The sequence below is a fragment of the Nocardia sp. SSK8 genome (assembly GCF_037034205.1).
Taxonomy (GTDB): Bacteria; Actinomycetota; Actinomycetes; order Mycobacteriales; family Mycobacteriaceae; genus Nocardia.
Genome location: NZ_JBAGKD010000006.1, coordinates 204,222 through 229,084 on the forward strand (window position 1 = coordinate 204,222; position 24,863 = coordinate 229,084).

Below are 24,863 nucleotides of genomic sequence, written 5' to 3' on the forward strand. Positions count from 1 at the left end.
GCTGCTCAGTCCGGCAGGTCGAGGCCCGCCGTACCGGTGAGCGCGGTGCGCAGTTCGGGCTCGGTCCAGTGGGTCGCGATGCCGGGCAGTGCCGCGAGGTAGCCGACGATCCGGTCGGTGTCCCAGCCGTGCGCGGCGCGCAGGCCGTCGGCGATCATGGCGAGGTAGCGGGCCGAGGGACGTTGCGGCACCACGGTTTCCGGTCGCCACGGCGCGGTGAAGGTGAGCACGGGAACGCCGTCGCGGGTGTCGGCGTGCAGCACGGTCTGATAGCGGCCAGGGCCGAGCCGCACGCAGCCGTCGGCCAGGACCGGCGCCGGATCGAAGTCGGCGGCCGGGGGCAGGTACATCTCCTGGGCGAGCAGGTCACCGAACTGGCCGGTGGTGAGCAGATAGCCCCGCGCGGCGACGCCGGTCGGCCAGCCGTCGGCGGGCCGGTCGGTATAGAACGCGACACCGCCCGTCCAGACCGGGCTCTGCCAGGCGAAATACAGGCTCCCGGGCAGGGTGAGCGGCGTGACGGCGGCTGGGGGAGTGGGGTCGCGGAAGCCCGGATAGTCGTGCGCGGTCGCCGGTGGCGTGCCGCCGAGCCGGTAGTAGTCGAACCGCGCCGCGTGCATATTGGAGCCGTACGCGGCGTACCAGACGTACTGAGCGCTGCTCACGGCCTCACCTCGGCTTCCCCGCGCGCCGGAAACGAAATCGTCTGCTCCTTCGATTCTCCTTCGAGAGGTCGGGGAGGACTACCGAGGGGAAGCTCATGAGAACAGCATTCGTGATGGCCGCGCTGGCGGTGACCGTGGGCGCGCTCACCGCCTGTGCCGGGGGCGACGGGGAACCGGTCGTCCTGCCGGGCACCACCCCGGCCGTGACCTCGGCCCTCGAACCGACGACCGCCCCGCCGGGCACCGGACCGGTGATCCTGCCCGAGGCGACGGGCCCGACGATCGTCGTCCCCGGCACCCCGGACCTCCCCACCCGCGCGGACGCCACCGTCGACGCCCGCGCCTACCAGCAGCGCGAGAGCTTCTACTTCCAGTCCCCGACCGGCAACATCATGTGCGGCATCCTCGCCGACGCCCCCTTCGGCTTCGGCTGCCAGCTCGCCAAGGCCAACACCATCCCGGCGCGACTGCCCGGCTGCACCGATGCCCCCGACCGCAAGGTCGCCGTCCACGTCGACGGCAACACGCGCGAATTCCTGTGCACCAGCCAGGGCATCTTCGTCGGCTCCCCGGTGGACGGCACCAACAAGGGCGGCGGCGCCACCCTGCACTACGGCGACACCCTCGTCGCCCGTGGCGTCGCCTGCACGTCCACCGAGAAGGGCGTCCGCTGCGAAGCCTCCGGTCACGGCTTCTTCATCTCCGCCGACGAACAGACCCTGTACTGAAAACGCCTGTGGGGGCGGCGAATCGCCACCCCCACAGTGTCCTTCCCGCTACTGCGCGGTCGACTTGAACCGGCGTAGCCGCAGGCTGTTGCTCACCACGAACACCGAGCTGAACGCCATCGCGGCGCCCGCCAGCATCGGGTTGAGCAGCCCGGCCATGGCCAGCGGGATCGCCGCCACGTTGTAGGCGAAGGCCCAGAACAGGTTGCCCTTGATGGTGGCCAGCGTGCGCCGCGAGAGCCGGATGGCGTCGGCGGCGGCGCGCAGGTCGCCGCGCACCAGGGTCAGGTCGCTGGCCTCGATGGCGACATCGGTGCCGGTGCCCATGGACAGGCCCAGATCGGCCTGGGCGAGGGCGGCCGCGTCGTTGACGCCGTCACCCACCATGGCGACGACCTTGCCCTCGGCCTGCAACCGCTTGACCGTGTCGACCTTGTCCTGCGGCAGTACCTCGGCGATCACCTCGTCGATGCCGACCTCGGCGCCGATGGTGCGGGCCGCGCGGGCATTGTCGCCGGTGAGCAGGATCGGGGTCAGCCCCAGCTCGCGGAACTGGGCGATGGCCTGCGCCGAGGTCGGCTTCACCGCGTCGGCGACCACGAGCACGCCGCGCGCCTTGCCGTCCCAGCCGATCGCCACGGCGGTGCGGCCCGCCGATTCGGCCTCGGCCATGGCGGCGGTGAGGGTGTCGTCCAGCGGCTGCGACCAGTCGGCCAGCAGCCGGGCCCGGCCGACGACCACCGCGTGCCCGTCCACCACGCCCTGCACTCCCAGGCCCTCGATATTGGCGAAGCCCTCGACGGCGGGCAGCGTGCCCACCTCGTCCTGCGCGCCCTTGGCGATCGCCTGCGCGATCGGGTGCTCCGACGAGTGTTCCAGCGCCCCAGCCAGTTCCAGCACCCGTGCGCGCTGTTCACCGGCGGCGGGCAGCACCTCGAGCAGGGTCATCTTGCCGGTGGTGACGGTGCCGGTCTTGTCCAGCACGATGGTGTCGACCTCGCGGGTCGATTCCAGCACCTCGGGCCCCTTGATCAGGATGCCCAGCTGCGCGCCGCGCCCGGTGCCGACCATGAGCGCGGTCGGCGTGGCCAGGCCCAGGGCGCACGGGCAGGCGATGATCAGCACCGCGACACCCGCGGTGAAGGCCGCCGCGACGGACCCGCCGGTGCCCAGCCAGAAGCCGAGCGTGGCCATGGCCAGCGCGATGACGATCGGGACGAAGATCCCGGAGATCCGGTCGGCCAGCCGCTGGGCCTTGGCCTTGCCGGTCTGCGCGTCCTCGACCAGCTGTGCCATCTGCGCGAGCTGGGTGTCGGCGCCGATCCTGGTGGCGCGCACCACGAGTCGTCCGCCGACATTCACCGTGGCACCGGTGACGGCATCGCCCGCACCGACCTCCACCGGCACCGACTCGCCGGTCAGCATGGACGCGTCGACCGCCGAACTGCCCTCGGTCACCACACCGTCGGTGGCGATCTTCTCACCCGGCCGCACCACGAACTCGTCGCCGACGGCCAACTGCTCCACCGGAATCCGCGTCTCCACGCGGTCGCGCAGCACCGCCACATCCTTGGCGCCGAGCTCGAGCAGCGCCCGCAGCGCCGCCCCGGCCCGCCGCTTGGACCGGGCCTCGAAGTAGCGCCCGGCCAGGATGAACGTGGTGACGCCCGCGGCGGCCTCCAGGTAGATGCTGCCGGTGCCGTCCATCCGCGCGATGGTGAATTCGAACGGGTGGGTCATGCCGGGCGTGCCCGCGGTGCCCCAGAACAGCGCGTACAGCGACCAGCCGAAGGCGGCCAGCGTGCCCATCGACACCAGGGTGTCCATGGTGGCGGTGCCGTGGCGCAGGTTGGTCCACGCGGCCCGGTGGAACGGCAGCGCGCCCCACATCACCACTGGCGCGGCCAGCGTGAGCGAGAGCCACTGCCAGTTGGTGAACTGCAGGGCCGGGATCATCGCCATGGCGATCACCGGGACGGTGAGCACCAGCGAGACCAGCAGGCGGGTGCGCAGCGAGGCGGTCGGGTCGGGTTCGGCGGCGGTGTCCTCGGTGGGCTCGGCCTGCTTCGGCGCGGGCAGGGCCGCGGTGTACCCGGCCTGCTCGACGGTGGCGATCAGGTCCTCGGGGGAGACCTCGCCGGTGAAGTCGACGCGGGCCTTCTCGGTGGCGTAGTTGACCGTGGCGGTGACCCCGTCGAGCTTGTTGAGCTTCTTCTCGATCCGGTTGGCGCAGGAAGCGCAGGTCATGCCACCGATCACCAGTTCTACCTGGCCGGTGCCCGGTGGGTGTGTCACGGCGGTCATGGGGTGCTCCGATCGTTTCCTGATATCGATTCTTGCTGAATGATTGCTCGTGGGTGGTGCGGGGTCAGTGGCCGTGGCCTGGGGTGCCGTGGTCGTCGGGCGCGCTGGTCGGCGCGGTGTCCGGCTGGGCGACCCGCACGGTGAACTCGGCCGTGCGCACCACGCCCTCGTGCTGGAAGTCCAGGAACAGGCGGTAGTCGCCCGCACTGGGCGCGTTCACCACGAAGTCGATGCCGGGACCGGCGGGGGTGACCCCGTCACCGGGCGCGCCCTCGGGATGAACGTGCAGGTAGGCCAGGTCGGCCGCGCGCAACGCGACCAGATGACCGTAAGCGCCGAGGTAGGGCTGCAGGTCGGTGACCGGCTTGCCGTCGCGGCTGACCGAGAGGGTCACCTTCGAGGCCGCGCCGGGGGCGACGGTGCCGTCCAGGGTCACCGTGTAGTCGCCGACCCGCGCGGTGGTGGCGGGGGCGGGTAGCGGCTGCACGTCGTAGTCGCCGGAGACCCGCAGATCCGCGCCCAGGGTCAGGTTCCGCCCGCCCGCCGGGGTGAAGTCGGCGAAGACGCGGTAGTCACCGGCCCGGCTCAGGTTCAGCGGGACCGACCAGGTTCCGGTCTGGTCGAGTACCGGGTGTACGTGCTGGAATCCGGCCATGTCGCGGCGGACCACGATGAGGTGCAGGTCCTTGTCGTGGCTGGTCTCGTAGCGGGTGACCGGGGCGCCGGTGGCGTCGAGGATGCGGAAGGCGGTCGGCGCCTGGGCCGCGGTCGTGGTGTCGGGCTGGTTCAGGGCCAGCGTGTAGCCCTGATCGGTGACGAGCAGGCCGCCCGGGATCTCGCCCTCGGTGGCCGGGGCGGCGTGCTCGTCGTGCCCGGCCGGTTCGGACGGATCCGGACCGATCAGGGCACCCGCGGCCAGAGCGATCCCGAAGATCGCCGCGAGGCCGAGGGCGAATCCGGCGAATTTGGCTGGTGCGTTCATCGGGATGCTCCGTTCCGGGTTCAGTCGGCGAGTTGGAAACCGGCCGCGGTGACGGCCTCGGACAGGGCGGTGCGCTCGGGTGCGGTGCCCTCGATGGCCACCGCGCCGGTGGCCAGGTCGACCGCGACCCCGGTGACGCCGGGCAGCGCGCCGACCTTGTCGCGCACCTTGGTGGTGCAGCAACCGCAGGTCATGCCCGTGACGGTGACAGTGGTGGTGCTCATGTTCGTCTCCTTGCGCGTAGTGTCGATCATTACCATACCCCCCTAGGGTAAGTTGTCAATTGTGCTCGCCGGTGGGGGTACGCAGGGTGGCGGCGGCGATGCCCGCGCCTGTCAGGGCGAGGACGCCCGCGCCGAGGAAGGCGGCCGAGTAGCCGTCGGTGAGTGCCGTGACGTCGCCGAGTTCGCCCGCGCCGAAGGCGGCGGCCAGTGCCGTCATCGCGGCCAGGCCGAGCGCGGAGCCCACCTGGTAGCTGACATTGACGATGCCCGAGGCCAGCCCGCCCTCCTCCGGCCGCGCGGCCGAGATGGCGGTGCCGAGCGAGGGGATGAAGGCCAGCGACATGCCACCCGCGGCGACCAGCGAGGCGGGCAGGACGTCGACCCAGAAATTGCCGGTCGGGCGGACCAGCGACATGACGCCGAGGCCGAGGCCGAGCACGAGCAGACCGGTGACGATCATCGGCTTGGCGCCGAACCGCTGCATGGCCTTGGGGGCAAGCACCACCATGCCGAGCATGATCAGCGTGGTCATCGGCAGCAGCGCCGCGCCCGAGGGGAACGCGCTGTAGCCGAGGACCTGCTGGAGGTACAGATTGAGGAAGAACCACATCGGCACCCAGGCGGCGGCCAGCGCGAACTGCGCGAAGTTGGCGGCGGCGAGGTTCGGCGCGCGGAAGATGCTCAGCCGCATCAGCGGTTCGGCGCGACGCGACTGCAGCACGACGAATCCGGCGAGCAGCGCGGCGGCCACGGCCAGCACGCCGAGGGTCTGCCCCGAGGCCCAGCCGACCTCCGGTGCCTGCACGATCGCGTACACGGCGGCCGCCAAACCCGCTGTCACAGTGATGGAACCGGCGATATCGATGGATCCCTTACGGGCCGGTGCGGCGGGCATGAGCAGCGGCACCGCGATCAAGGCGAGTACCGCGATCGGCACATTGATGTAGAAAACCCAAGGCCAGCTGAGGTATTCGGTGATCACGCCACCGAGGAAGACGCCCGCGGTACCACCGGCGGGCGCGGCCGCGCCGTAGACCGCCAGTGCCTTGGTGAGCTCACCGGGCGATCCGCCGAACAGCATCATCAGCAGCGTCAGCGCCGAGGGGGCGATGAGCGCGGCGCCCGCGCCCTGAATCGCCCTGCCCGCCAGCTCGATTCCCACCGAGCCCGCCGCTCCGGCGAGGACCGAGCCGATGGCCAGCACCACCCAGCCCGCGCCGAACACCCGCCGGGCGCCGAGCAGATCCGACAGCCTGCCGCCGAGCAGCAGCAAGCCGCCGAAGGCGATGACGTAGGCGTTGAACACCCAGGTGAGCGATTCGGGCGTGAAGCCGAGCTCGCCCTGCATCCGCGGCAGCGCGATCCCGATGATCGAGGTGTCCATGATGACCATGAATTGCGCGGCGGCGATCGCCGCCAGCGCCCACCACCTACGGGTGGATTTCGTTTGTGTGGTCACGACTTTCGTCCTTTCGAGCGGTCGAGCGCGGCGCGTCTCGGTGCTCGATACCATACCCCCCTAGGGTAGTAATCCGTCAAGCATGGATTTCACGCACGTGGCCTGGGCGAACGAAAACGCCCGGTCCGCCGTGCGGGCGGACCGGGCGTCGAAGGTGGGTCTGAGATCAGCTCGCGTGCAGGTGGCGGGCGGTGGGAGAGGTGGGTACGGCGGCCGGATCGGGGGCGGTGCGCAGGAGGCGATCGGCGGTGTTGGTGGTGGTCACCGTGAACCAGTAGTGCTCGTTCTTGTAGTGGTGGTGACGGTGGTTGCGCCAGACCGCGCGATACGGGGCGTGCCGGGGCTTGTAGTCGGTGTGGATGAGGTAGTGCGTCCACTCGTAGAGGAGGCCGAGCACGGTGATCGTCAGCAGGAAGGTCAGGCCCAGGGCGGTGCGGGGGAAGGCCAGCAGGGCGATGGCCACCAGCGCGACGATGGTGAGGGTCAGCGACTTGGGCGGGATGAAGATCAGTGGCACATCACGCGGGTCGGTGTGGTGGGCGCGATGCTTGCGGGCCAGCTCGCTGTCGAGAGTGAGCGGGCCCAGATGCCGTGGGCGCCAATGCAGGACGCTGACATGGATGACCCATTCGACCAGCGGGAACGCGGCGAGGATCAGCACCGGCACGAGGGCGTCGGTGAGCTGCCAGTCGCCGAGGACGAGGCGGACGGTCAGCACGACGGTCAGACTCGCCGCGATCATCCACGGCGAGGGGTGCCGGGCGAACTCCCGCGCCGCCGCCGCGAGCGTCAGGCTGCGGCGGATCGCGCGCGGCTTGGCGGTTCGCCGTTCGGCCTGCGGCGGCGCGAGCTCGTCGGGGGAATCGGAAGGGAGCGGGCTGGTGCTGGTCATGATGTTTCCTCGGGTGGATCACGCCCCGTCGAGGGCGTGGATGAGGGCGGTGGTCGCCGGTCCGAGCAGTGCTCGGGCGGATTCGGCGGCCCGTTCCGGCTCGCCCGCGCTGATCGCGGCGGCCAGGTCTCGATAGGCGTCCCCATTGCCCACCTCGGCGGACATGATCGGCGCCAGGGCGGCGAGCGCGGGCTCGTAGGCCGCGCGCAGCATGGAGTACATGAGGCGGAAGGCGATCGAATCCGCGAGATCCAGGACGTGATCCCAGAACTCGAGCGCGATCCGCTGCTGGCCGAGTGAATCCGTCTCAGCGACAAGCACTTCGACACACTCCCGCAACAACCCGAGCTCCGCATCGACCCGCGCGTTCGGTGCGGTGGGAGATTCGATCGGCGCGGCGGGGGTGGTATGAGCCCTGCGCACGCGGGCGGCCGCGAGTTCGGCGATCTTGGGGCCGTTGTGCAGGCGCGCTTCGAGGATGCTGCGGGCGACGGTGGGGTCGATGGTGTCGCCACGGAGGAGGAGGCGGGGGAGGACTTCCAGTCCGGCGCTGCGCCGATAGTCGAGCACGGTCGTCGCCTCGCCTTGACGCACCGAGACCAGTCCCGCCGCCGCGAGCCGCTGCAACGCCTCGCGCACCGCGGGCCGCGAAACCCCCAGCGCCTCGGCCAACTGCCGCTCACTCGGCAACGTACTCCCGGCAGCCAGCTCCCCGCCCAGCACCTCCCCGGCGATCTGCTCGAACACATCACCGGAAACCGACCGCTTCACCACAGGAGTCCATGCCACCCCCTGATAATCCACCCACCTTGGTCAGAGGTCAAGTGGTCAGACCAGTTCCCTGGCCTCCGGTCATCGCCACACTCCGGTGGCGGCAACAACGGAGAAGTCCGCTCTGGTGGCGGCAACGTCGAGAGTCCGCAGCCATCAGCGCGTGGTGATCGCTTGACCAGGTGATTAGCTGGGGTCGGAGCCCCGGATGGCGGAAAGCCAGGTGAAGGTGGTGGCGGCGACGGTGGTCGCGCCGACGAAGGCGCCGGTGCCACCGTCGGCGACATAGACCCAGAGCAGGCCCACGACGGGCGCGCCGACGGCGAACTGGGTGTCGAGCAGGAGGCGGCGGCCGGGGCCGAACGACGGCGGGTCGGCCGGGCGTGAGGGGTTGTCGACGAGTTTGCCGGTGGGCTCGGTGGTGCGCACCCGGCCGGAGGGATAGAAGCGCAGCTCACCGGCCGAGATCGAGGCCGCCGTGAGCTCGAGATCGGTGGGGGTGAGGGTGCTCAGGGCGGGGGTGTAGAACACCGGCTGCCACACCATGCGGTCCCCGCTGGTGATCTCCAGCCACGACCGGCTGACCAGCCGATGCTGCTGGCGCACCCGCTTCCCACGCACCGTCCCCTGCGCGACGAGCCCGGTCGGCAGCACACCGGCCGCGAGCCCGAGCTGGTAGGCCGTGAACACCAGGATCGCCACGGCTACCACGGCGAGCGCGCTGAGCTGATCGAGATCGGCGAACGGCACCCAGGCGGCGATCACCACCAGGGCGCCGCTCGTCACGAGCAGCGGATAGCCCAGCGCGCGCACCGCACTCACTTCAGGAAGCCGACCTTGGTGTAATCGGCCGAGGCGAGCCCGAACGCGCCGTAGTTGGCGAGGTTCTCGCGGGCCGCGTAGGTGCCAGAGGCCTGGTACAGCGGCAGCGAATAGCCCTCGGCGAAGATCATCTGATCGGCTTGGTTGGCCATCTCGATCGCCTTGTCCGGGTCCAGCTCGGACATGGTGCGCTCGATCAGCGCGTTCAGTTCGGGCGTGCCGATGCGAGCCTTGTTGCCCTGCAAGTTGTTCGGGTCGTAGGCGTAGATCTGCGGCAGCGCGGTGAGCGGCAGGACGCTACCGCCCCAGCTGAACTGGGCCAGCTCGAAATTGCCCGGATCGATCACATCCTTGAAAAGCCCGGTGCCGGGCACGGTCTGGATGTTCAGCTTCACGCCGACGGCGGCCAGGTTCTGCTGCACGATCTGCGCGACCTGCACCCAGCCGTCCTGCTGGTACATCACATCGCGCAGTTCCAGTCTGCGCCCGTCCTTCTCGCGGACCTCGCCGTTGAGCTTCCAGCCCAGGTCGTCGAGCATCTTCGCGGCGGCGTCGGGGTCGAAGGAGATGGGCGCCGAATTGTCCTGGTAGCCCTTCTGTCCCAGCACGAAGATGTGGTTGTTGAGCGTCTTCGGGTCGTCGACCACACCGTTCTGCGCGGCGTTGACGATGCCCTGCCGGTCGATCGCCTTGGAGATCGCGATGCGCAACTGCGGGTCCTCGAGCAGCGAGCCGGGCGCGCCGTTGAAGGTGATGTGCGACCAGCTCGGCTCCGGCGTGCGCCGCAGCACCACGCCCGGCGCCTGCTTGGCGGCGGTCACGTTCTCGATGCCGGACATGTAGGCGATATCGAGCTCGTTGTTCTGGATGGCGGGCAGCCAGGCCGAACTGTCGAGCACGCTGAAGGTGATGGTGTCCAGCTTCGGCGTGGCACCCCACCAGGACGGGTTGCGGCTCAAGGTGATCCGGCTCTGTGTCCGGTCGATATCACTCACCTGGAACGGCCCGGCGCTCACCGCCAGCCCCGACCGGTCACGATCGTTGAACGCGGCCGCCGACTCCGTGGTCGCCTTCGGGTACAGCGGGCTGAACTGCCCCTGCCACTCGGCGTAGGGCTGGGCGAAGGTGACGATCGCCTGCCGGTCGTCGACCCCGCGCTCCACCTTCTCCACCCGCTCGAACCCACTGGTCGACGACACCAGGAAGGCCGGATCCCGCCCGCTCAGCGCGGCGGCCTGCGAGCGCAGATCCTCCCAGGTGATCGGCGTCCCGTCCGACCACACCGCCTTCGGATTGATCGTGTAGGTCACCTGCTGCGGATCGGTGCCGGTGAGCTGGATATCGGTGAAATAGTCGTGATTGATCGCCAGCTCACCGGCCGCGTCGCTGGTGTACGGCGAGGGCAGCACCGGCTCGATCACATCGCCGGTGTTGTTGGTGCCGCCGTCGATCTGCAGGTAGTTGAACGTCTCCGGGAACGCGCTGAGCACCAGCCGCAGATTCCCGCCCTCACGCAGATCGGCCACATCGTGCGGATTGATGTCATTGGTACTGCCGACGGTCGCGCTTCCCGGCGTGACCCCACTGTCGGCCGAACACCCCGACAGGATCAAGCCGATCGCCACGCACGGAATGGCGAACCTGGTGCCGAGCGAGCGAATTCGCATGGGTGGTCCTTCCTGTCCGCGCGTGGCGGAGCTACTACTTGACGAAGCCGATCTTGGTGTAGTCGGCCGAGCTGAGTCCGAAGGCGCCGTAGTTCGCCAGGTTCTCCCTGGCCGCGACCGCGCCCGCCGACTGCACGATCGGCAGCGAGAAGCCCGACTCCCAGATGATCGTGTCGGCCTTGTTGGCCAGTTCGATCGCCTTGTCCGGGTCGAGTTCGGCGATGACCTCGTCGATCAGCGCGTTGAGCTCGGGCGAGCCGATGCGGCCGAAGTTGCTCAGCTTGTTCGCCGGATCGTAGGCGTAGATCTGCGGCAGCGCGCCGAGCGGGAAAATGCTCTTGGACCAGGCGAATTGGGCGATATCGAAATTGCCGGGATCGATCACGCCGGTGAAGAAGTTGCTGCCGTGCGGCTCGATGAGCAGCTTCACGCCGATCGCGGCCATATTCTGCTGGGTGATCGTGGCGATGCGGACCTGGGTCTCGTTCTGCGGAATCGCGTCACGGATCTCGAGTACCCGGCCGTCCTTCTCCCGGAACTCGCCATTGAGCTTCCAGCCGAGGTCGTCGAGCAGCTTTCCGGCGGCCGCCGGGTCGAACGACACCGACTGCGCGTTGTCCTGGTAACCGGTCTGGCCGACGAGGAACAGGTGGTTGTTCAGCGGCTTGGGATCGGTGACCAGGCCGTTCTGGACGGCGGTGGCGATGGCCTGGCGGTCGATGCCCTTGGAGACCGCGATGCGCAGCTTCGGGTCCGCCATGATCGAACCGGTCGCGCCGTTGAAGGTGATGTGGGTGAAGCTGTTGGCGGGCGCGCGGCGGACCTGCACGCCGGGGGTGTTCATGGCGATCTTGATGTCATCGACCGTGCTCAACGGCTCGACGGCATCGAGTTCGTTGTTCTGCAGGGCGCTGAGCTGGGCGGACGCGTCGAGAATGCTGTAGGTGACGTGGTCGAGCTTGGGGGTGTCACCCCACCATTTCGGGTTGCGGCTCAGCGTGATCCGCTGTTCGGGCCGATTGATGTCGGTGATCATGAACGGGCCCGCGGACACCGGCATGTCGTTGCGGTACAGATCGTCGAACGCCTGCGGCGACTCGTTGACCTGCTTCGGGTACAGCGGATTGAACAGGCCCTTCCACTCCGCGTAGTGCTCGGCGAAGGTGACGATCGCCTGCCGGTCGTCGACCCCGCGCTCGACCGTCCCGACACTGCTGTAGGCCTGCGTCGCGCGCACCTTGTAGGCGTTGTCGCGCCCGCTGAGGGCGTTGACCTGGGCGCGCAGGTCTTCCCAGGTGATCGGCGAGCCGTCGGACCACACCGCCTTCGGGTTGATCGTGTAGACGATCCGCTGCGGGTCGGTGCCGGTGAGTTCGATCGAGGTGAAGTAGTTCGGGTCGACCTCGAGGTTGCCCGCCGCGTCGCTGGTGAGCGTGCCCGGCAGCGTCCAGCCGGTCACCTCGGAGACGTAGCCGTCCGCGTCGATGTGCGAACTGTTGAAGGTCGGCGGGAAGTTCGGGATGGCCAGGCGCAGGTTGCCGCCGTCGGCGACCTCATCGCGGGACTTGGGGTTGATATCGCTGGTCGCCCCGATATCACTGGGCGCGGTATCGATCGTCGGGTCGGTGCCACAGCCACCCAGGGCCAGCGTCAGCGCGAGAAGGGGTATCGCGGCGCGGCGTAGGCGCCTGCCGGGGGCTGCAGTGGTCATTTCAGGAATCCGATCTTCGTATAGTCGTACGACGCCAATCCGGGCGAACCCATATTGGCGAGGGTGGCGCGGGCGCCGTAACTGCCGTCGGACTGGAACAGCGGCAGCGAGTGCCCCTCCTCGAAGACCGCGCGGTCCACCTGGTTGGCCAGGTCGATGGACTTCGCGGGGTCGAGTTCGGTGAGGGTGCGTTCGATGAGGGCGTTGAGTTCGGGGGAGCCGATGCGGCCGTAGTTGCCCTGCAGGTCGTTCGGGTCGTAGTAGTAGATCTGGCGCAGGCTCGACAGCGGGAACGGGTCGCCCTGGAAGGTGAACTGGGTGGCGTCGAAATCACCGGGCTGGATGACGTCGGTGAAGAGCCCGGCGGCGGGCTTGGTGTCGATGGTCAGGCCGACGCCGATGGCCGCCAGGTTCTGCTGGATGATCTGCGCGATCTGCACCCAGGTGGGGTCGTTGTACATGACATCGCGGATGACGAGCTCGCGACCGTCCTTCTCGCGCACGTCCCCGTTGAGCTTCCAGCCGAGCGCGTCGAGTTCGCGGGCGGCGGCCTCGGGATCGAAGCCGAGGCTGTTGTCCCGGTAGCCCTCCTGGCCCTGCAGGAAGACGTGGTTGTTCAGCGGTTGCGGGTTCTCCACCAGGCCGTTCTGCATGGCCGAGGCGATACCCTGCCGATCGATCGCCTTCGAAATCGCCACGCGCACCGCGGGATCGGCCAGGATCGAGCCGGGGGAGCCGTTGAAGGTGATGTGGCGCCAGCGATTACCGGGGGCGCGGCGTACCTGGAGGCCCTCGGTGCCGCGCACGGACTTCACGTCGTCGATGGTGGACAGCATGGCCAGGTCGAGTTCGTTGTTCTGCAGGGCCTGCACCCACGAGGTGCGGTCGAGCACGCTGTAGGTGATGGTGTCGAGCACGGGCTTGTCGCCCCACCAGGTCGGGTTGCGGCCCAGCACGATCCGGCCCTGCGCGCGGTCGGTGCCGGTGACCACGAACGGGCCGGAGGTGATGTCGACGGCATCGACGAGGCTGGTGTTGAACGCCTCCGGCGTGCCGGTGACCGACTTCGGGTACAGCATGCTGTTGCCCGCGAACTGCCCGCGCCAGTCGGCGAACGGGGTGTTGAAGTTGAGGATCGCCTGGCGGTCGTCCACGCCGCGCTCGACACTGTCGACGAACTCGAAGCCGTTGGTGATGGCGATCAGGTAGCGCTTGTCGCGCCCGCTCATGGCGTTGGCCTGGGCGGCGATGTCCGCCCAGGTGATCGGCGTCCCGTCCGACCACACCGCTTTCGGGTTGATCGTGTAGGTCACCCGCATCGGATCGGTGCCGGTCAGCTCGATATCGGTGAAGTAGTCGGTGTTCACGCTGAGCTTGCCCGCGGCGTCGATGTCGTAGGAGCGCGGCATCAGCGGGCGCAGGATGTCGGCGATCTCGCCCTCGTTGCCGTCGTTGGACAGCGTGTTCCAGTTGGCCGGAAACGAGGTGGTGGCCAGGCGCAGGTTGCCGCCCTCGCGCAGCTCCTCGACCCCGCGCGGGTTGATATCGCTGGTGGTGCCGATCTCCCCGGACAACCCCTCGGCCGACTCGTCACCGCTCCCGCAGCCCGCCACGATCATCCCGGCGGCCACCACCACGGCGGCACAGCGCAACCGGGTTCCGCGTCCTCGATGCAAGCGACGGGTTCTCATGGCGCCTCCTGTGGGGTCGGCGTGGCAGGCTCAGGCGCTGACCACGGGTTCCGGTACGGCCGCGATCAGCTTCCGGGTGTACTCGTGCCGAGGATTCGCGAAGATCTCCTCGGCCGGGCCGGATTCGACGATTTTGCCGCGCAGCATCACCGCGATGTCGTGGGCCAGATTGCGCACCACCGACAGGTCGTGGGAGACGAACAGGAACGACAGCCCGCGCTCGGCCTGCAGTTCACGCAGCAGATTCAGCACCCCGGCCTGGATGGAGACATCCAGCGAGGAGACCGGTTCGTCGAGGACAAGCAGTTGCGGGTCCAGCGCCAGCGCGCGGGCGATGCTGATGCGCTGCTTCTGGCCGCCGGAGAAGTCCGAGGGGTAGCGGTCGGCGTGCTCGGGCCGCAGCCCGACCTGGCGCAACAGCTCGGGCACCCGCCGGTTGACCTCCTCGCGCGAGCGCCCGTCGATGCGCAGCGGCTCGGCAAGCACGTCGAAGATCGGCAGGCGCGGGTCCAGCGAGGCGCTGGGGTCCTGGAAGACGATCTGCATCTTGCGCCGGATCTCGCGTACCCGCGCCTTGGTGAGCGTGGCGACATCGTTGCCGAGCACCTCGATGCTGCCCGACTGCGGCGTCATCAGGTCCATGATCTGCGACAACGTGGTCGACTTGCCCGAACCGGACTCGCCGACCAGCGCCAGCGTGCGGCCCGCGCGCACCTCGAAGCTGATGCCGTCGACCGCGCGCACCTCGCCGGTGCGCCGCCGCAGCAGCACGCCCGAGGTGAGCGGGAAGGTCTTCACCAGATCGGTCACCCGCAGCACCACGTCGGTATCGGTGCGGTCGGGCGTGGGCGGTGCGGTGATCTCCGCGCGGTAGGCCTCGAACAGCTGCGCGGAGCCCACCTCGGCGGTCCGGATGCAGGCCACGGCATGGCCGGGACCCACCTTCTCCAGCGGCGGTTCGGCGACGACGCAGTCGTCGATGGCGACCGGGCAGCGCGGCGCGAACGAGCAGCCGGGCGGCAGCGCGTGCATGGCGGGCGGGGCGCCCAGGATCGGGATGAGCGGGGTGCGCGGCGGGCCGTCCATGCGCGGGATGGAACCCAGCAGGCCGACCGTGTAGGGCATCCGGGGCGCGCGGAACAGCTCGCCGACCGGCGCGGTCTCCACCACCTTGCCCGCGTACATCACCGCCACCCGGTCGGCCACGGTGGCCGCGATGCCCATGTCGTGGGTGATCATGATGACGCCCGCGCCGGTGAGATCGCGCGCCTTGCGCAGCAGGTCCAGGATCTGGGCCTGCACGGTGACATCGAGCGCGGTGGTCGGCTCGTCGCAGATGATCAGCGCCGGGTCGTTGGCGATGGCCATGGCGATCACCACGCGCTGGCGCATCCCGCCGGAGAACTCGTGCGGGAACGAGCGCGCGCGCAGCCGGGCATCCGGGATGCCGACCAGGTCGAGCAGCTCGATCGCGCGCTCACCGGCTTCTTTGCGGGTCATCTCGCCGTGCGCGAGCAGCGCCTCGGCCACCTGGTCGCCCACCCGGTAGACCGGCGTGAGCGCCGAGAGCGGGTCCTGGAAGACCATGCTGATCGAGGAGCCGCGCAGCTTCGACATCTGCTTGTCGCCAAGGCCGAGCAGTTCGCGCCCGCGCAGCCGGATGGAACCCTGGACCCTGGCCTGATCGGGCAGCAGACCGATCACCGCGAGCGAGGACACCGACTTGCCCGAACCGGACTCGCCGACGATCGCGAGGACCTCACCGTCGGCGACGGTGTAGTTCACCCCGCGTACGGCGTCCACCCGGCCTTCCTCGCCCGGGAACGAGACTCGCAGGTCGCTCACCTCGAGCAGGGGCGCGGTCGACGTACTCATCGCTTCTCGGCTTTCTTCAGCTCGACCTGTGCCTGATCCTTGCGCTCGGCCTTGTCCTTGCGCAGCTTGCGCGCGCCCCTGGCACCGGGGTCGAACGCGTCGCGCAGACCGTCGCCGACGAGGTTGGCGCACAACACGATCGTGATCAGCAGGCCACCGGCGAACAGGAACAACCACGGATAGGTGATCGCCGACTTGGTGCCCGCCGCGATCAGCGAGCCCAGCGACACATCCGGCGGCTGCACACCGAAACCGAGGAAGCTCAGCCCGGTCTCGGCGCTGATCGCCGCGCCCACCGCGAGGGTGGTGTCGATGATCAGGATCGAGGCGATGTTCGGCACGATGTGGCTGACGATGATCGTGCGCGTCGGCGCGCCCATATACCGTGCGGCGCGCACGAATTCGCGTTCCCGCAGGCTCAGGGTGAGGCCGCGCACGATGCGCGCGGCGATCATCCAGCCGAACACGCTCAGCAGCACGATCAGGATCAGGATCGAGCCGGAACCCTTGGTGCGCGGGGCGAACAGCGCGATGATGATGAAGCTGGGCACCACCAGCAGCAGGTCGACGAACCACATGATGGCCCGGTCGGTCCAGCCGCCGAGCAGCCCGGCCACCGCACCGGCCGTGGCCGCGATAATGCTGGAGAACAGCGCCACGCAGAAGCCGATGATCAGCGATTTCTGCAGCCCGCGCAGGGTCTGGGCGAGTACGTCCTGGCCGATCTGGGTGGTGCCGAAGGGGTGCTCGAGGCTGGGTGGTTTGAGCAGCGCGGTGTAGTCCATCTGCTGGTAGTCCCATTTCAGCAGCGGCGGCAGCGCGAAGCTGGCGATCACCAGCACGATCAGGATCACCGCGCCCACCACGGCGGGCTTGTTGCGCAGGAACCGGCGCCAGACCAGTTTGCGGCGCCCGGCCGCGACGTTCTCCGGCGCGCCGACGGCGATCAGTTCGGTTTCGGTCACGACACACGCACCCTGGGGTCGAGCAGAGCGAGGACGACATCGGAGAGCAGGCCAGAGATCAGCACCACCAGCCCGGCGAAGGCGGTCACCGTGACCACCACGTACAGGTCCTGGGCATTGATCGAGTCGACCAGCCATTCGCCGACACCGTGCCAGCCGAAGATCTTCTCCACGAAGGTGGCGCCGGTGATCAGCCCGCCCAGGCTGTAGGCGAACAGGGTCGCCATCGGGATGAGCGCGGTGCGCAGGCCGTGTTTGTAGAGCGCGCGATTGCGGGAAAGGCCCTTCGCGCGGGCGGTGCGGATGAAATCGCTTTGCAGCACATCGAGCATGGCATTGCGCTGGTAGCGGCTGTATCCGGCCATGCCGTAGAGGGCCAGGGCCAGCGTCGGCAGCACGAGATGCTGTGCGCGGTCGACCAATTGGTTCCACATGCCGGTGATCTGATTGGCCGAGGTCTCGCCGGTGTAGAGGAAGAACTGGGTGCCCGTGGCGGTATTGAACTGCAGCGCACCGTATTTCAGCAGGGTCGCGAGCAGGAAGACCGGGGTCGAGATGATCAGCAGCGAGAGCACCGTCGAGAAATAATCACTGAACTTGTATTGCCGGATCGCGCCCGCCGCGCCGATCAACACACCGAGCACGGTGCCGATCACCGAACCCAGGATCAGCAGCCGCAGACTCACCGCGACCCGCCTGCCCAGCTCCTCGCTCACCGGCTGCCCGGCCAGCGTGGTCCCGAAATCCCCTTGCACGACGCCACCGAGCCAGGTGAGATAGCGCTGCGGGATCGGCTCGTCGAGGTGCAGCTGCTCGGCCTTGGCGTCGATCACCGACTGCGGTGGGCGCGGATTGCGTTGCTCGAGGCTGTCGAGCGGGTTGAAGGTCAGCGAGGCGAGGCTGAACGTCAGGAACGAGGCCAGCAACAGGAGCACGACGTAGTTCAGCGCGCGCCGCAACAGAAAGCCGGTCATCAGTCCCCTCTGGATCGGGTATTCAGGCCATGATCATAAGGACAACTACGCAATCGCCGCGTGGCGACGTGCGGCAGGATGGAACGGATGACGCCCCTGCACCCGAAACCGAAGCTGGTGGCCACCGACGTCGACGGCACCCTGATCGATGACGCCGACAAGGTCTCGCCGCGCACGAAAGCCGCCGTCGGCGCGCTCGTCTCCGACGGCACCACCTTCGTGCTGGCCACCGGCAGGCCGCCGCGCTGGATCGATCCGGTGGTCGCCGAACTCGGGTACGCGCCGCTCGCGGTCTGCGGCAACGGCGCCGTCATCTACGACAGTGCCACCGATCGGGTGCTGTCCTCGCACACCCTCGACGTGGAGACGCTGGCCTGGCTGGCCGAGCTCGCCGAACACGCGCTACCCGGGTGCGGGCTGGCCACCGAGCGGGTCGGGGCCAGCGCGCACGACGCGGTGACGCCGCAGTTCGTCAGCTCGCCGACCTACGAGCACGCCTGGCTCAACCCCGACGACACGGTGGTCTCGCACGCCGAGGTGATCGACACTCCCGCGATCAAGATGCTGATCCGGCTCAGCTCGGCGCGCAGTTCGCAGATGCGCGCGGCGCTGGCACCGCTGGTCGGCGACCGCGCCGAGATCACCTACTCCACCGAGCACGGGCTGATCGAACTGGCGGTGCCCGGGGTGACCAAGGCGTCCGGGCTGGCCGAGGTCGCGCGCAGGATCGGGGTGGGCGAGCATTCGATCGTCGCCTTCGGGGACATGCCCAACGACGTGCCCATGCTGACGATGGCCGGGCACGGCGTCGCCATGGGCAACGCGCATCCGGAGGCCCGCGCCGCGGCCAACGAGGTGACCGGCAGCAATATCGATCACGGGGTCGCCATGGTGCTCGAGCGCTGGTGGTCGTGAACAGGGTGGCTGATCACCACGATCGGCCCGCCACCGGCGCGTGCTGAGCCCGATCGGGAAAACATAACGGCCGGTGCCCTCGCTCGGAGGGACACCGGCCGTTCTTCGCCGTGGCCGGGTGTCAGCCAGCCGGGGCGGGTTCCGGGGCCACCGGTTGCTCCGGGGCCGGTTCGGGCTCGCCGACGCCTGCCTGCGGGTCAGCCGGGACCGGCGGGTCAGCCGGGACCGGCGGGTCAGCCGGGACCGGCGGGGTGGCCGGGTCGGTGGGGGCCTGCGGATCGGCGGGGACCGGGGCGTTCGTTGTCGGCGGGACCACCGAGGCCGGGGGTTGCGGCTCGGTGCCGTTCATTTCCGCCTTGTAGGTCTCGTCGTAGGTCTTCCAGAAGGTGGTGACGATGCCGGTGAGCTCGTTGAGCACCAGCGAACCGTTCTGGAAATCGGTGCGCATCCCGTCCGGGACCAGGTAGGAACTGCCGGTCGGCAGGCCGAGCACGCCGCTGTCGGCGCCCAGGCTCAGATACCGGTCCAGGATCGCGCCGACCAGCTCGAAGACCTGGCCGTTCTCGCCGGAGTAGACGAAGCCGTTGGTGAACTTCGCGTACTGGCGGCCCTGCGAACCGGACAGCAGATCCGATTTCGGCGCGCCGAGCGGACCGTCGACCCCGCCCCTGGCCACCCAGTGCTGGGCGATCGGGTTGGTCGAGGACAGGCCGAGCAGCTTGTCGACCAGCGCGCCCAGCTCGGCCATATTGCCCTGCGGGGCGGCCTGCACCTGCTGGTCGGGCTGCGGGGCGCGCGCGTCCTGGCTCGGTGGGCGATTCGGTGTCGCGGGGGAGCTGTAGGTATTGGCACCCGCCGCGATCGACCGGATGCGGTCCATCAGCGCGTAGGCGGCGTCACCGGGGCAGTCGGTATTGCCGACATCGCGGTGCGCGAACACCACCGGCAGGTCGACCTCCTCACCCAGCGCGTACGGGGTGAACTCGGTGCCCTCGGAGTACATGGTGGTGTAGCCCTTGGGATTGAGCCCGTCGATCTTGGCCCGCCAGCCGATGAACCGGCCGATCGCGGTGATCGACTCGTTGCTCGGCGTCTCGGTCTCGTAGTTGCCCATCAGCGCGACACCGGCGGTGTTCTCGTTGAAGCCGCCCGCGTGCGCGCCCTGCACGTCACGGTCCAGGCCGCCGTAGCGGCCCTCGAAGATCTGGCCGTACTGGTCGACCAGGGCGTTGTAGCCGATGTCGCACCAGCCGAGGGTTTCGGCGTGATAGGCGTAGATCGCGCGGACGATGCCCGCCGACTCGGCGCGGCTGTAGTCGTTGCGGCCCGCGGTGTGGTGCACGGTCAGGCCGCCGAGACCGTCGTCGTAGGTGGGTTCCTGGCAGCGGATCGACTCGTCGGCACCCCACTGCGCGCGGGTGATGACCTTGGGTCCGCCATTGGGCAGCGCGGCGGCGACGTCGTTGAGCGCGGCGTCGATGGCGGCGCGGCCCGGGTTGATCAGCACGGCCTTGAGCGCGGCCTCGGTGAGGTGCGCGGGGTCGTGATCGGGGGCCGCGGTGGGCTTGCGGGTCACCAGCATCTGCACCGCGGTGGTCTCGCCGACGTAGATCGGCTCGGTGCCGGTCGGCGCGTCGGCCGGGGTCTGATCGGTGGCCCTGGTGTCGATCGGATCGGCGTTGTACCAGGGACCCCAGTTCCCGTCCGGCTGCCTGGCGCGCAGCTTGGTGGTGGTGTTCGCCAGATCGCGCGCGGTGACGGCGACCATGCTGAACGGGGTCTCCTGGGTGATCTCCTTGACCTGCGCGCCCACCTCGTCGATCAGCTCCGGGCCGACGGCTCCCGGCGCGAGGGCTGGGGTGTCGGGGGTGGTGCCGGGTTCGAGGTTCGCGGGGTCGGCGATGAACTTCATCCCGGACGGGCGGTGCTGGGCGACGGGGTCGCTCGCGGGCGCGCCGGGCTCTGGCTGCGGTGCGCTGGGCGCCGACGGTGTGTCGGCGGGTGCCTGGGTGTTCGGTGTGCCGACCGGCGGTGTGTCGGCGGGTGCCTGCGCGTTCGGTGCTCCGGCTGGGGGTGCTTCGGCGGCCGGAGCCGGGTTTTGCGAGGTCGAGGTGGTGGCCGGGGCTGGTGTGTCGGCCGGAGCGGCCGGGGCCTGCGCGGCGGCGGGCGGCTGCGCGTTGGGCGCGGCCGGGGCCTGCGCGGGAGCGGATTGTGCTGGGGGAGTTGACGATTCCGGTGTCGCGGCGGGGGCGGGCCGGGCATCGGGGGTGGCTGCCGGGGGCTCCGGAGCGGGCGCCGGGGGCGCTGGGGCAGGTGGGGGCGGGGCGATCGGGGCCGTCGGGACCGCGGTGCTCGGCACCGGGGGACGGGCATTGGGTGCCGCCTCGGGTGCGGGCGCCTGCGTGGTGGGGGTCGGCTGCGCCTTCGACGGGATGGGCGGCAGCGGGATCTCGGTCGGCAGTGTCACGCCCGGGGGGACCGGCAGGCCAGGGGGGATCGGGATCGAGTCGGGCAGGGGGAGCATCTGCAGGTCGGAGAGGTGGAGATCGGGGAGGTCCAGGCCGGTCAGCTCGCGTAGTGGGACGGTGATGTCCTGGGCGGAGGTCAGGGCGACCTCGGCGAGCTGGGCGGGGACGGCGGTGAGCTCGGAATCGTTCGCGCTGCGGTAATCGGTCGAATCGCTCAGTGCGAACGCGCCGATCGGTGCGGCGACCGCGAGCGTGGTGACTACCGGGAGCACATAGGAACGTTTCGGCTTTCGGTATCGCACGTGCGACTCCAATCAGGGTCGAACCTTGCCTGTGGCGGCTGGCGCCTGGTGTTCCGCTGGCATGTGATGCTTGCTTCCTATCGCCTCACACACCACACTAGTTAACATACGTCACACATCTAAACCTCAACTTGAGGATTATGTGATTGCTCGAATGTAGCCCTCGGATCCCGCTCGGCGACGACGACATGCCGACGCGAGCTCCGCCGGTCGAACCGCGAAACCCGTGGGAGCGCAGTATGAGAGCGGACACCTTCATCAACCGCACGAACCGTCGTGGCACCCGGCGCCGAAGCGTGCCGGTCTTGCGGACCGTGCCACTGCCGGTGCTGGTCAGCGGAACCGCGCTGGTACTCACCGGCGCGATGGGGCTGTGGCAGATCTTGCCGGGGGAGGTTACGCCTACCGTCGGCGCTGGTCACGGGCGCGGTCTGAGTCAGTACGGCGCCTTCGAGAACGCGCAGGACGGGTGGTCGGCCGAGGACATCCTCGGGCACTACTATCCCGGCGCCGAACTCGGGCAGATCGGGCCCACCACCATCGGCGTCCGGCTCCAAGCCCAGGACGACGCCACCCTCGACACCTACGCCGCCGCGGGCGCGCAGGTCGCGGGCCGCGCGATCGGCCCCGGCGAGGCCGCGCACCTCACCCCGCTGCCCGACGGCGGCGCGAATGTGGTGGTCACCGCGGGCTGCGACGGCGAAGTGCTGTGGCAAGCGGCCACCGACGACCCGTTCGTCTACCCGGTGCATCCGGGTGTCGGCAGGCCCGCCGAGGAACACCTCACGCTGTGCAACGGCACCGGCTATCGCGGCGCGCTCGGCGTGGCGCTCGAGGGCGAGGCGTTCCGGACGGTCAACGAGGTCGACCTCGACGACTACCTCGCGGGCCTGCTGCCCGCCGAGATGCAGGCCAACTGGGCCGATCAGGGCGCCTTCGAAGCCCTGCGCGCCCAGGCCATCGCGGCCCGCTCCTACGCCCTGGCCGAGGACCGCTACCCCTACGCCCAGACCTGCGACACCACCGACTGCCAGGTCTATCCCGGCACGGTCCTCGAGGACGCGCGTACCACCGAGGCGGTGGCCGCCACCACCGGAACCGTGCTGCTCCGCGACGGATTCATCCTGCGCTCGGAGTACTCCGCGGCCCCCGATGGCGGCCGCCCCGCCGATATCCAGACCTTCGAGGTGGGCCCGGCCCCCGGCGATCTCGTCGAGACCGTCCCGATCCCCCCGGTCCCCGCCGAACCCATCCTGCCCGACCCCGCCGCGCCCGACCCGACCCGGCCCGATCCCACCATCGAGGCCCTGGCGGGCGAGAGCCTCATCGACACCGCCTACCGCCGCATCGGCGGCCCCGACAGCGCCGTCGGCGCGCCCATCGGCCCGGAAATGCTGCTCCCGCAACGCGCGGGCACCTACCGGATGTACACCAACGGCGTCATCATCGCCACGCCCACCCTCGGCGCCCAGGTCGTCGACTTCTCCACCCTCCTCGCCTTGGTCCCCGACCTCGGCGACGACCTCCCACCGTCGGCCTCCGGCCAGCGTCCCCGCCTGACCATGCCGGAAGGCGCCGTCCCCAACGGCGCGTCACCGGGTGCCGCGCCGGGTGCGCTGGACTCCGATGGCGTCGCGCCCGGTGGTGCCGCACCGGGCGACGGCCAGCCGGACGGCGCAGTGCCGGGCGCGGCGGCGCCAGGTGAGGCGGCACCAGGTGAGGTCGCGCCGAGCGATTCGTCGCCCGGCGAGGTCCCGCCGGGCGACGCCGCGCCGGAAGGGGCCTTCTGAGAACGGAATTCGCGGGCGGTGGGTGTACCACATGGCCGGTCGGCCTCGCCCATCGTCGAGCGTAGGAAGCCGACTGGTTTCGGCGGCCGGATCAGTCGAGGGTGGTGTCGTCCAGGCCGATGGACAGGGTGCGGAGCAAGGCTGCGAGGTGGTCGCGGTCGGTGGGGGTGAGGGCGGACAGGAGGCGTTCCTCGTTGGCGACGTGGAGGGGGAGCAGGTGGTCGACCAGGGCGCGGCCTTCGGGGGTGAGCTGGACGTAGACCGAGCGGCGGTCGTCGGCGCAGGGGGAGCGGCGGACCAGGTTCTTGGCTGCCAGGCGGTCGATGCGGTTGGTGATGGCGCCCGAGGTGACCATGGCGGCGCGGTTGAGGGCGCCCGCGGTCAGGCCCTTGTCGCCGCCGGAGCGGCGCAGCGTGGCCAGCACGTCGAACTCCCAGAATTCCAGCCCGTGACCGGCGAAGAAGCGCTTGAGGTCCTGTTCGAGGATGCGCGAGAGCCGGGTGATCCGGCCGATCACCGCCATCGGTGACACGTCCACATCGGGCCGCTCGACTTCCCAGTGCGCGGTGATCAGATCGACGGCGTCCCGCATCCCATTTTCCTCTCGATTAAAAATCTCAACGTTCATCTACTTGACGCTGAGTTAGATCGGCGAGTAGATATTTCAACGTTGAGATTATCAATCAGGAGTGAACATGACGACCGCACCCCGCTCCACCGGTTACGCGGGCACCCTCGCGCTCACCGCCCTCACCCCGATCGTGTGGGGCTCCACCTACGCCGTCACCACCGAATTCCTCCCGCCGGACCGCCCGCTGTTCACCGCGCTGCTGCGCGCCCTGCCCGCCGGACTGGCCCTGCTCGCGCTGACCAGGGTGTTCCCGCACGGCCGCTGGCTCGGGCGCGCCGCGATCCTCGGCCTGCTCAATATCGGCGTGTTCTTCCCGCTGCTGTTCCTGGCCGCCTACCGGCTGCCCGGCGGCGTCGCGGGCGTGCTCACCGCGGTCGCCCCAATGTTCGCGCTCGGTTTCGCGGCGGTGCTGCTGGCCGAGGTGCCCACCCGCCGCAAGCTGCTCGCGGGGCTGATCGGCGTGTTCGGCGTGGCGCTGGTGGTGCTGCGCGGCAATGCCGAACTCGACCTGCTCGGCGTGCTGGCCGGGCTCGCGGGCGCGGGGTCGATGGCGGCGGGCACCGTGCTGACGCAGAAGTGGGGCCGCCCCGAGGGCGTCGGCCCGCTGGCCATGACCGGCTGGCAGCTCACCGCGGGCGGGCTGTTCATCCTGCCGCTGGCGGTGCTGCTCGAGGGCGCGCCGCCCGCCATGGACGCGCAGGCGGTCGGCGGGTACCTCTACATCGGCGTCATCGGCACCGCGCTGGCCTACTGGCTGTGGTTCCGCGGGATCTCGCGGGTGCCCGCGACCTCGATCGCCTTCCTCGGCCTGCTCAGCCCGGTCTCGGCCGCGGTGATCGGCTGGATCGCGCTCGGCCAGGCGCTCACCGTCGTGCAGATCCTGGGCCTCGGGATCGCGCTGGCGGGCACGATGCTCGGCCAGATCCCGGCGAAAACCACTGCTCCTACGACTGTTTCACGTGAATCGGACACCGATCGAGCCGAACTGGTTGCCGCACCGAAGGTTCCGGAGCTCGCACGCTGAAAC

General features: G+C 69.6%; 20 protein-coding genes. 4 read left to right on the forward strand and 16 right to left on the reverse strand.

The window, feature by feature from the left end:
- Positions 1-5: 5 nt before the first annotated feature.
- Complete coding sequence (locus tag WA675_RS14095; protein WP_336084731.1) at positions 6-665, reverse strand: histone deacetylase; 660 nt, start codon at positions 663-665, stop codon at positions 6-8.
- A 95-nt stretch (positions 666-760) separates the two neighbouring features.
- Between WA675_RS14095 and WA675_RS14100 the strand changes: the two genes are divergently transcribed.
- Positions 761-1,393: a DUF6636 domain-containing protein gene (locus tag WA675_RS14100; protein WP_336084732.1), complete on the forward strand. Its 633-nt coding sequence runs from the start codon at positions 761-763 to the stop codon at positions 1,391-1,393.
- A 48-nt stretch (positions 1,394-1,441) separates the two neighbouring features.
- Here WA675_RS14100 and WA675_RS14105 read toward each other — a convergent pair whose 3' ends face one another.
- The 13 genes from WA675_RS14105 to WA675_RS14165 form a co-directional block, all read right to left on the reverse strand.
- Positions 1,442-3,697: a heavy metal translocating P-type ATPase gene (locus WA675_RS14105; RefSeq protein ID WP_336084733.1), complete on the reverse strand. Its 2,256-nt coding sequence runs from the start codon at positions 3,695-3,697 to the stop codon at positions 1,442-1,444.
- 64 nt (positions 3,698-3,761) lie between these two features.
- Entirely contained in the window at positions 3,762-4,679 is a 918-nt protein-coding gene (locus tag WA675_RS14110) for a hypothetical protein (RefSeq protein WP_336084734.1), read from the reverse strand.
- Between the two features lie 20 nt (positions 4,680-4,699).
- On the reverse strand, positions 4,700-4,903 hold the full coding sequence (locus tag WA675_RS14115; protein ID WP_336084735.1) for a heavy-metal-associated domain-containing protein: 204 nt from the start codon (positions 4,901-4,903) through the stop codon (positions 4,700-4,702).
- Positions 4,904-4,958: 55 nt separating this feature from the next.
- Entirely contained in the window at positions 4,959-6,362 is a 1,404-nt protein-coding gene (locus tag WA675_RS14120; protein ID WP_336084736.1) for an MFS transporter, read from the reverse strand.
- 166 nt (positions 6,363-6,528) lie between these two features.
- Positions 6,529-7,254 carry a sterol desaturase family protein gene (locus tag WA675_RS14125; protein ID WP_442945625.1) on the reverse strand — a complete coding sequence of 242 codons (726 nt, stop codon included), beginning with the start codon at positions 7,252-7,254 and terminating at the stop codon, positions 6,529-6,531.
- Positions 7,255-7,272: 18 nt separating this feature from the next.
- The gene (locus WA675_RS14130) at positions 7,273-8,043 is read right to left on the reverse strand and encodes a FadR/GntR family transcriptional regulator (protein ID WP_336084737.1); all 771 of its coding nucleotides are present in this window, start codon (positions 8,041-8,043) and stop codon (positions 7,273-7,275) included.
- A 168-nt stretch (positions 8,044-8,211) separates the two neighbouring features.
- Complete coding sequence (locus tag WA675_RS14135; RefSeq protein WP_336084738.1) at positions 8,212-8,847, reverse strand: hypothetical protein; 636 nt, start codon at positions 8,845-8,847, stop codon at positions 8,212-8,214.
- A complete protein-coding gene (locus tag WA675_RS14140) occupies positions 8,844-10,514 on the reverse strand; it encodes an ABC transporter family substrate-binding protein (RefSeq protein ID WP_336084739.1) in 1,671 nt (556 codons plus the stop codon). Before WA675_RS14140 ends, WA675_RS14135 begins: the two co-directional genes overlap by 4 nt.
- Positions 10,515-10,548: 34 nt before the next feature.
- A complete protein-coding gene (locus WA675_RS14145; RefSeq protein ID WP_336084740.1) occupies positions 10,549-12,225 on the reverse strand; it encodes an ABC transporter family substrate-binding protein in 1,677 nt (558 codons plus the stop codon).
- The gene (locus WA675_RS14150; RefSeq protein WP_336084741.1) at positions 12,222-13,916 is read right to left on the reverse strand and encodes an ABC transporter family substrate-binding protein; all 1,695 of its coding nucleotides are present in this window, start codon (positions 13,914-13,916) and stop codon (positions 12,222-12,224) included. The genes WA675_RS14145 and WA675_RS14150 overlap by 4 nt, the downstream gene beginning before the upstream one ends.
- A gap of 30 nt (positions 13,917-13,946) precedes the next feature.
- Entirely contained in the window at positions 13,947-15,791 is a 1,845-nt protein-coding gene (locus WA675_RS14155) for an ABC transporter ATP-binding protein (RefSeq protein ID WP_336084742.1), read from the reverse strand.
- Positions 15,788-16,756 carry an ABC transporter permease gene (locus tag WA675_RS14160; RefSeq protein ID WP_336084743.1) on the reverse strand — a complete coding sequence of 323 codons (969 nt, stop codon included), beginning with the start codon at positions 16,754-16,756 and terminating at the stop codon, positions 15,788-15,790. Before WA675_RS14160 ends, WA675_RS14155 begins: the two co-directional genes overlap by 4 nt.
- Positions 16,753-17,730 carry an ABC transporter permease gene (locus tag WA675_RS14165; protein ID WP_336084744.1) on the reverse strand — a complete coding sequence of 326 codons (978 nt, stop codon included), beginning with the start codon at positions 17,728-17,730 and terminating at the stop codon, positions 16,753-16,755. Before WA675_RS14165 ends, WA675_RS14160 begins: the two co-directional genes overlap by 4 nt.
- Before the next feature lie 87 nt (positions 17,731-17,817).
- Between WA675_RS14165 and WA675_RS14170 the strand changes: the two genes are divergently transcribed.
- Positions 17,818-18,645, forward strand: coding sequence for an HAD family hydrolase (locus WA675_RS14170; protein ID WP_442945626.1), 828 nt, complete (start codon positions 17,818-17,820; stop codon positions 18,643-18,645).
- Positions 18,646-18,766: 121 nt separating this feature from the next.
- Here WA675_RS14170 and WA675_RS14175 read toward each other — a convergent pair whose 3' ends face one another.
- On the reverse strand, positions 18,767-21,385 hold the full coding sequence (locus WA675_RS14175) for an N-acetylmuramoyl-L-alanine amidase (RefSeq protein ID WP_336084747.1): 2,619 nt from the start codon (positions 21,383-21,385) through the stop codon (positions 18,767-18,769).
- A gap of 344 nt (positions 21,386-21,729) precedes the next feature.
- Here WA675_RS14175 and WA675_RS14180 point away from each other — a divergent pair, with 344 nt between their 5' ends.
- Positions 21,730-23,205: a SpoIID/LytB domain-containing protein gene (locus WA675_RS14180; protein WP_336084959.1), complete on the forward strand. Its 1,476-nt coding sequence runs from the start codon at positions 21,730-21,732 to the stop codon at positions 23,203-23,205.
- Between the two features lie 91 nt (positions 23,206-23,296).
- On the opposite strand, the gene WA675_RS14185 is transcribed toward WA675_RS14180, so the two are convergent.
- A complete protein-coding gene (locus WA675_RS14185; protein ID WP_336084748.1) occupies positions 23,297-23,797 on the reverse strand; it encodes a MarR family winged helix-turn-helix transcriptional regulator in 501 nt (166 codons plus the stop codon).
- Between the two features lie 103 nt (positions 23,798-23,900).
- On the opposite strand from WA675_RS14185, the gene WA675_RS14190 reads away from it, so the two are divergent.
- Positions 23,901-24,860: an EamA family transporter gene (locus WA675_RS14190; protein WP_336084749.1), complete on the forward strand. Its 960-nt coding sequence runs from the start codon at positions 23,901-23,903 to the stop codon at positions 24,858-24,860.
- The last annotated feature ends 3 nt before the right edge of the window (positions 24,861-24,863 follow it).

Excerpts from the sequence above, each read along its gene's own strand:
- WA675_RS14100 (WP_336084732.1), top strand. The coding sequence starts at position 761 with ATGAGAACAGCATTCGTGATGGCCGCGCTGGCGGTGACCGTGGGCGCG.
- WA675_RS14105 (WP_336084733.1), bottom strand. The coding sequence starts at position 3,697 with ATGACCGCCGTGACACACCCACCGGGCACCGGCCAGGTAGAACTGGTG.
- WA675_RS14110 (WP_336084734.1), bottom strand. The coding sequence starts at position 4,679 with ATGAACGCACCAGCCAAATTCGCCGGATTCGCCCTCGGCCTCGCGGCG.
- WA675_RS14115 (WP_336084735.1), bottom strand. The coding sequence starts at position 4,903 with ATGAGCACCACCACTGTCACCGTCACGGGCATGACCTGCGGTTGCTGC.
- WA675_RS14125 (WP_442945625.1), bottom strand. The coding sequence starts at position 7,254 with ATGACCAGCACCAGCCCGCTCCCTTCCGATTCCCCCGACGAGCTCGCG.
- WA675_RS14140 (WP_336084739.1), bottom strand. The coding sequence starts at position 10,514 with ATGCGAATTCGCTCGCTCGGCACCAGGTTCGCCATTCCGTGCGTGGCG.
- WA675_RS14145 (WP_336084740.1), bottom strand. The coding sequence starts at position 12,225 with ATGACCACTGCAGCCCCCGGCAGGCGCCTACGCCGCGCCGCGATACCC.
- WA675_RS14150 (WP_336084741.1), bottom strand. The coding sequence starts at position 13,916 with ATGAGAACCCGTCGCTTGCATCGAGGACGCGGAACCCGGTTGCGCTGT.
- WA675_RS14155 (WP_336084742.1), bottom strand. The coding sequence starts at position 15,791 with ATGAGTACGTCGACCGCGCCCCTGCTCGAGGTGAGCGACCTGCGAGTC.
- WA675_RS14165 (WP_336084744.1), bottom strand. The coding sequence starts at position 17,730 with ATGACCGGCTTTCTGTTGCGGCGCGCGCTGAACTACGTCGTGCTCCTG.
- WA675_RS14170 (WP_442945626.1), top strand. The coding sequence starts at position 17,818 with ATGACGCCCCTGCACCCGAAACCGAAGCTGGTGGCCACCGACGTCGAC.
- WA675_RS14185 (WP_336084748.1), bottom strand. The coding sequence starts at position 23,797 with ATGCGGGACGCCGTCGATCTGATCACCGCGCACTGGGAAGTCGAGCGG.
- WA675_RS14190 (WP_336084749.1), top strand. The coding sequence starts at position 23,901 with ATGACGACCGCACCCCGCTCCACCGGTTACGCGGGCACCCTCGCGCTC.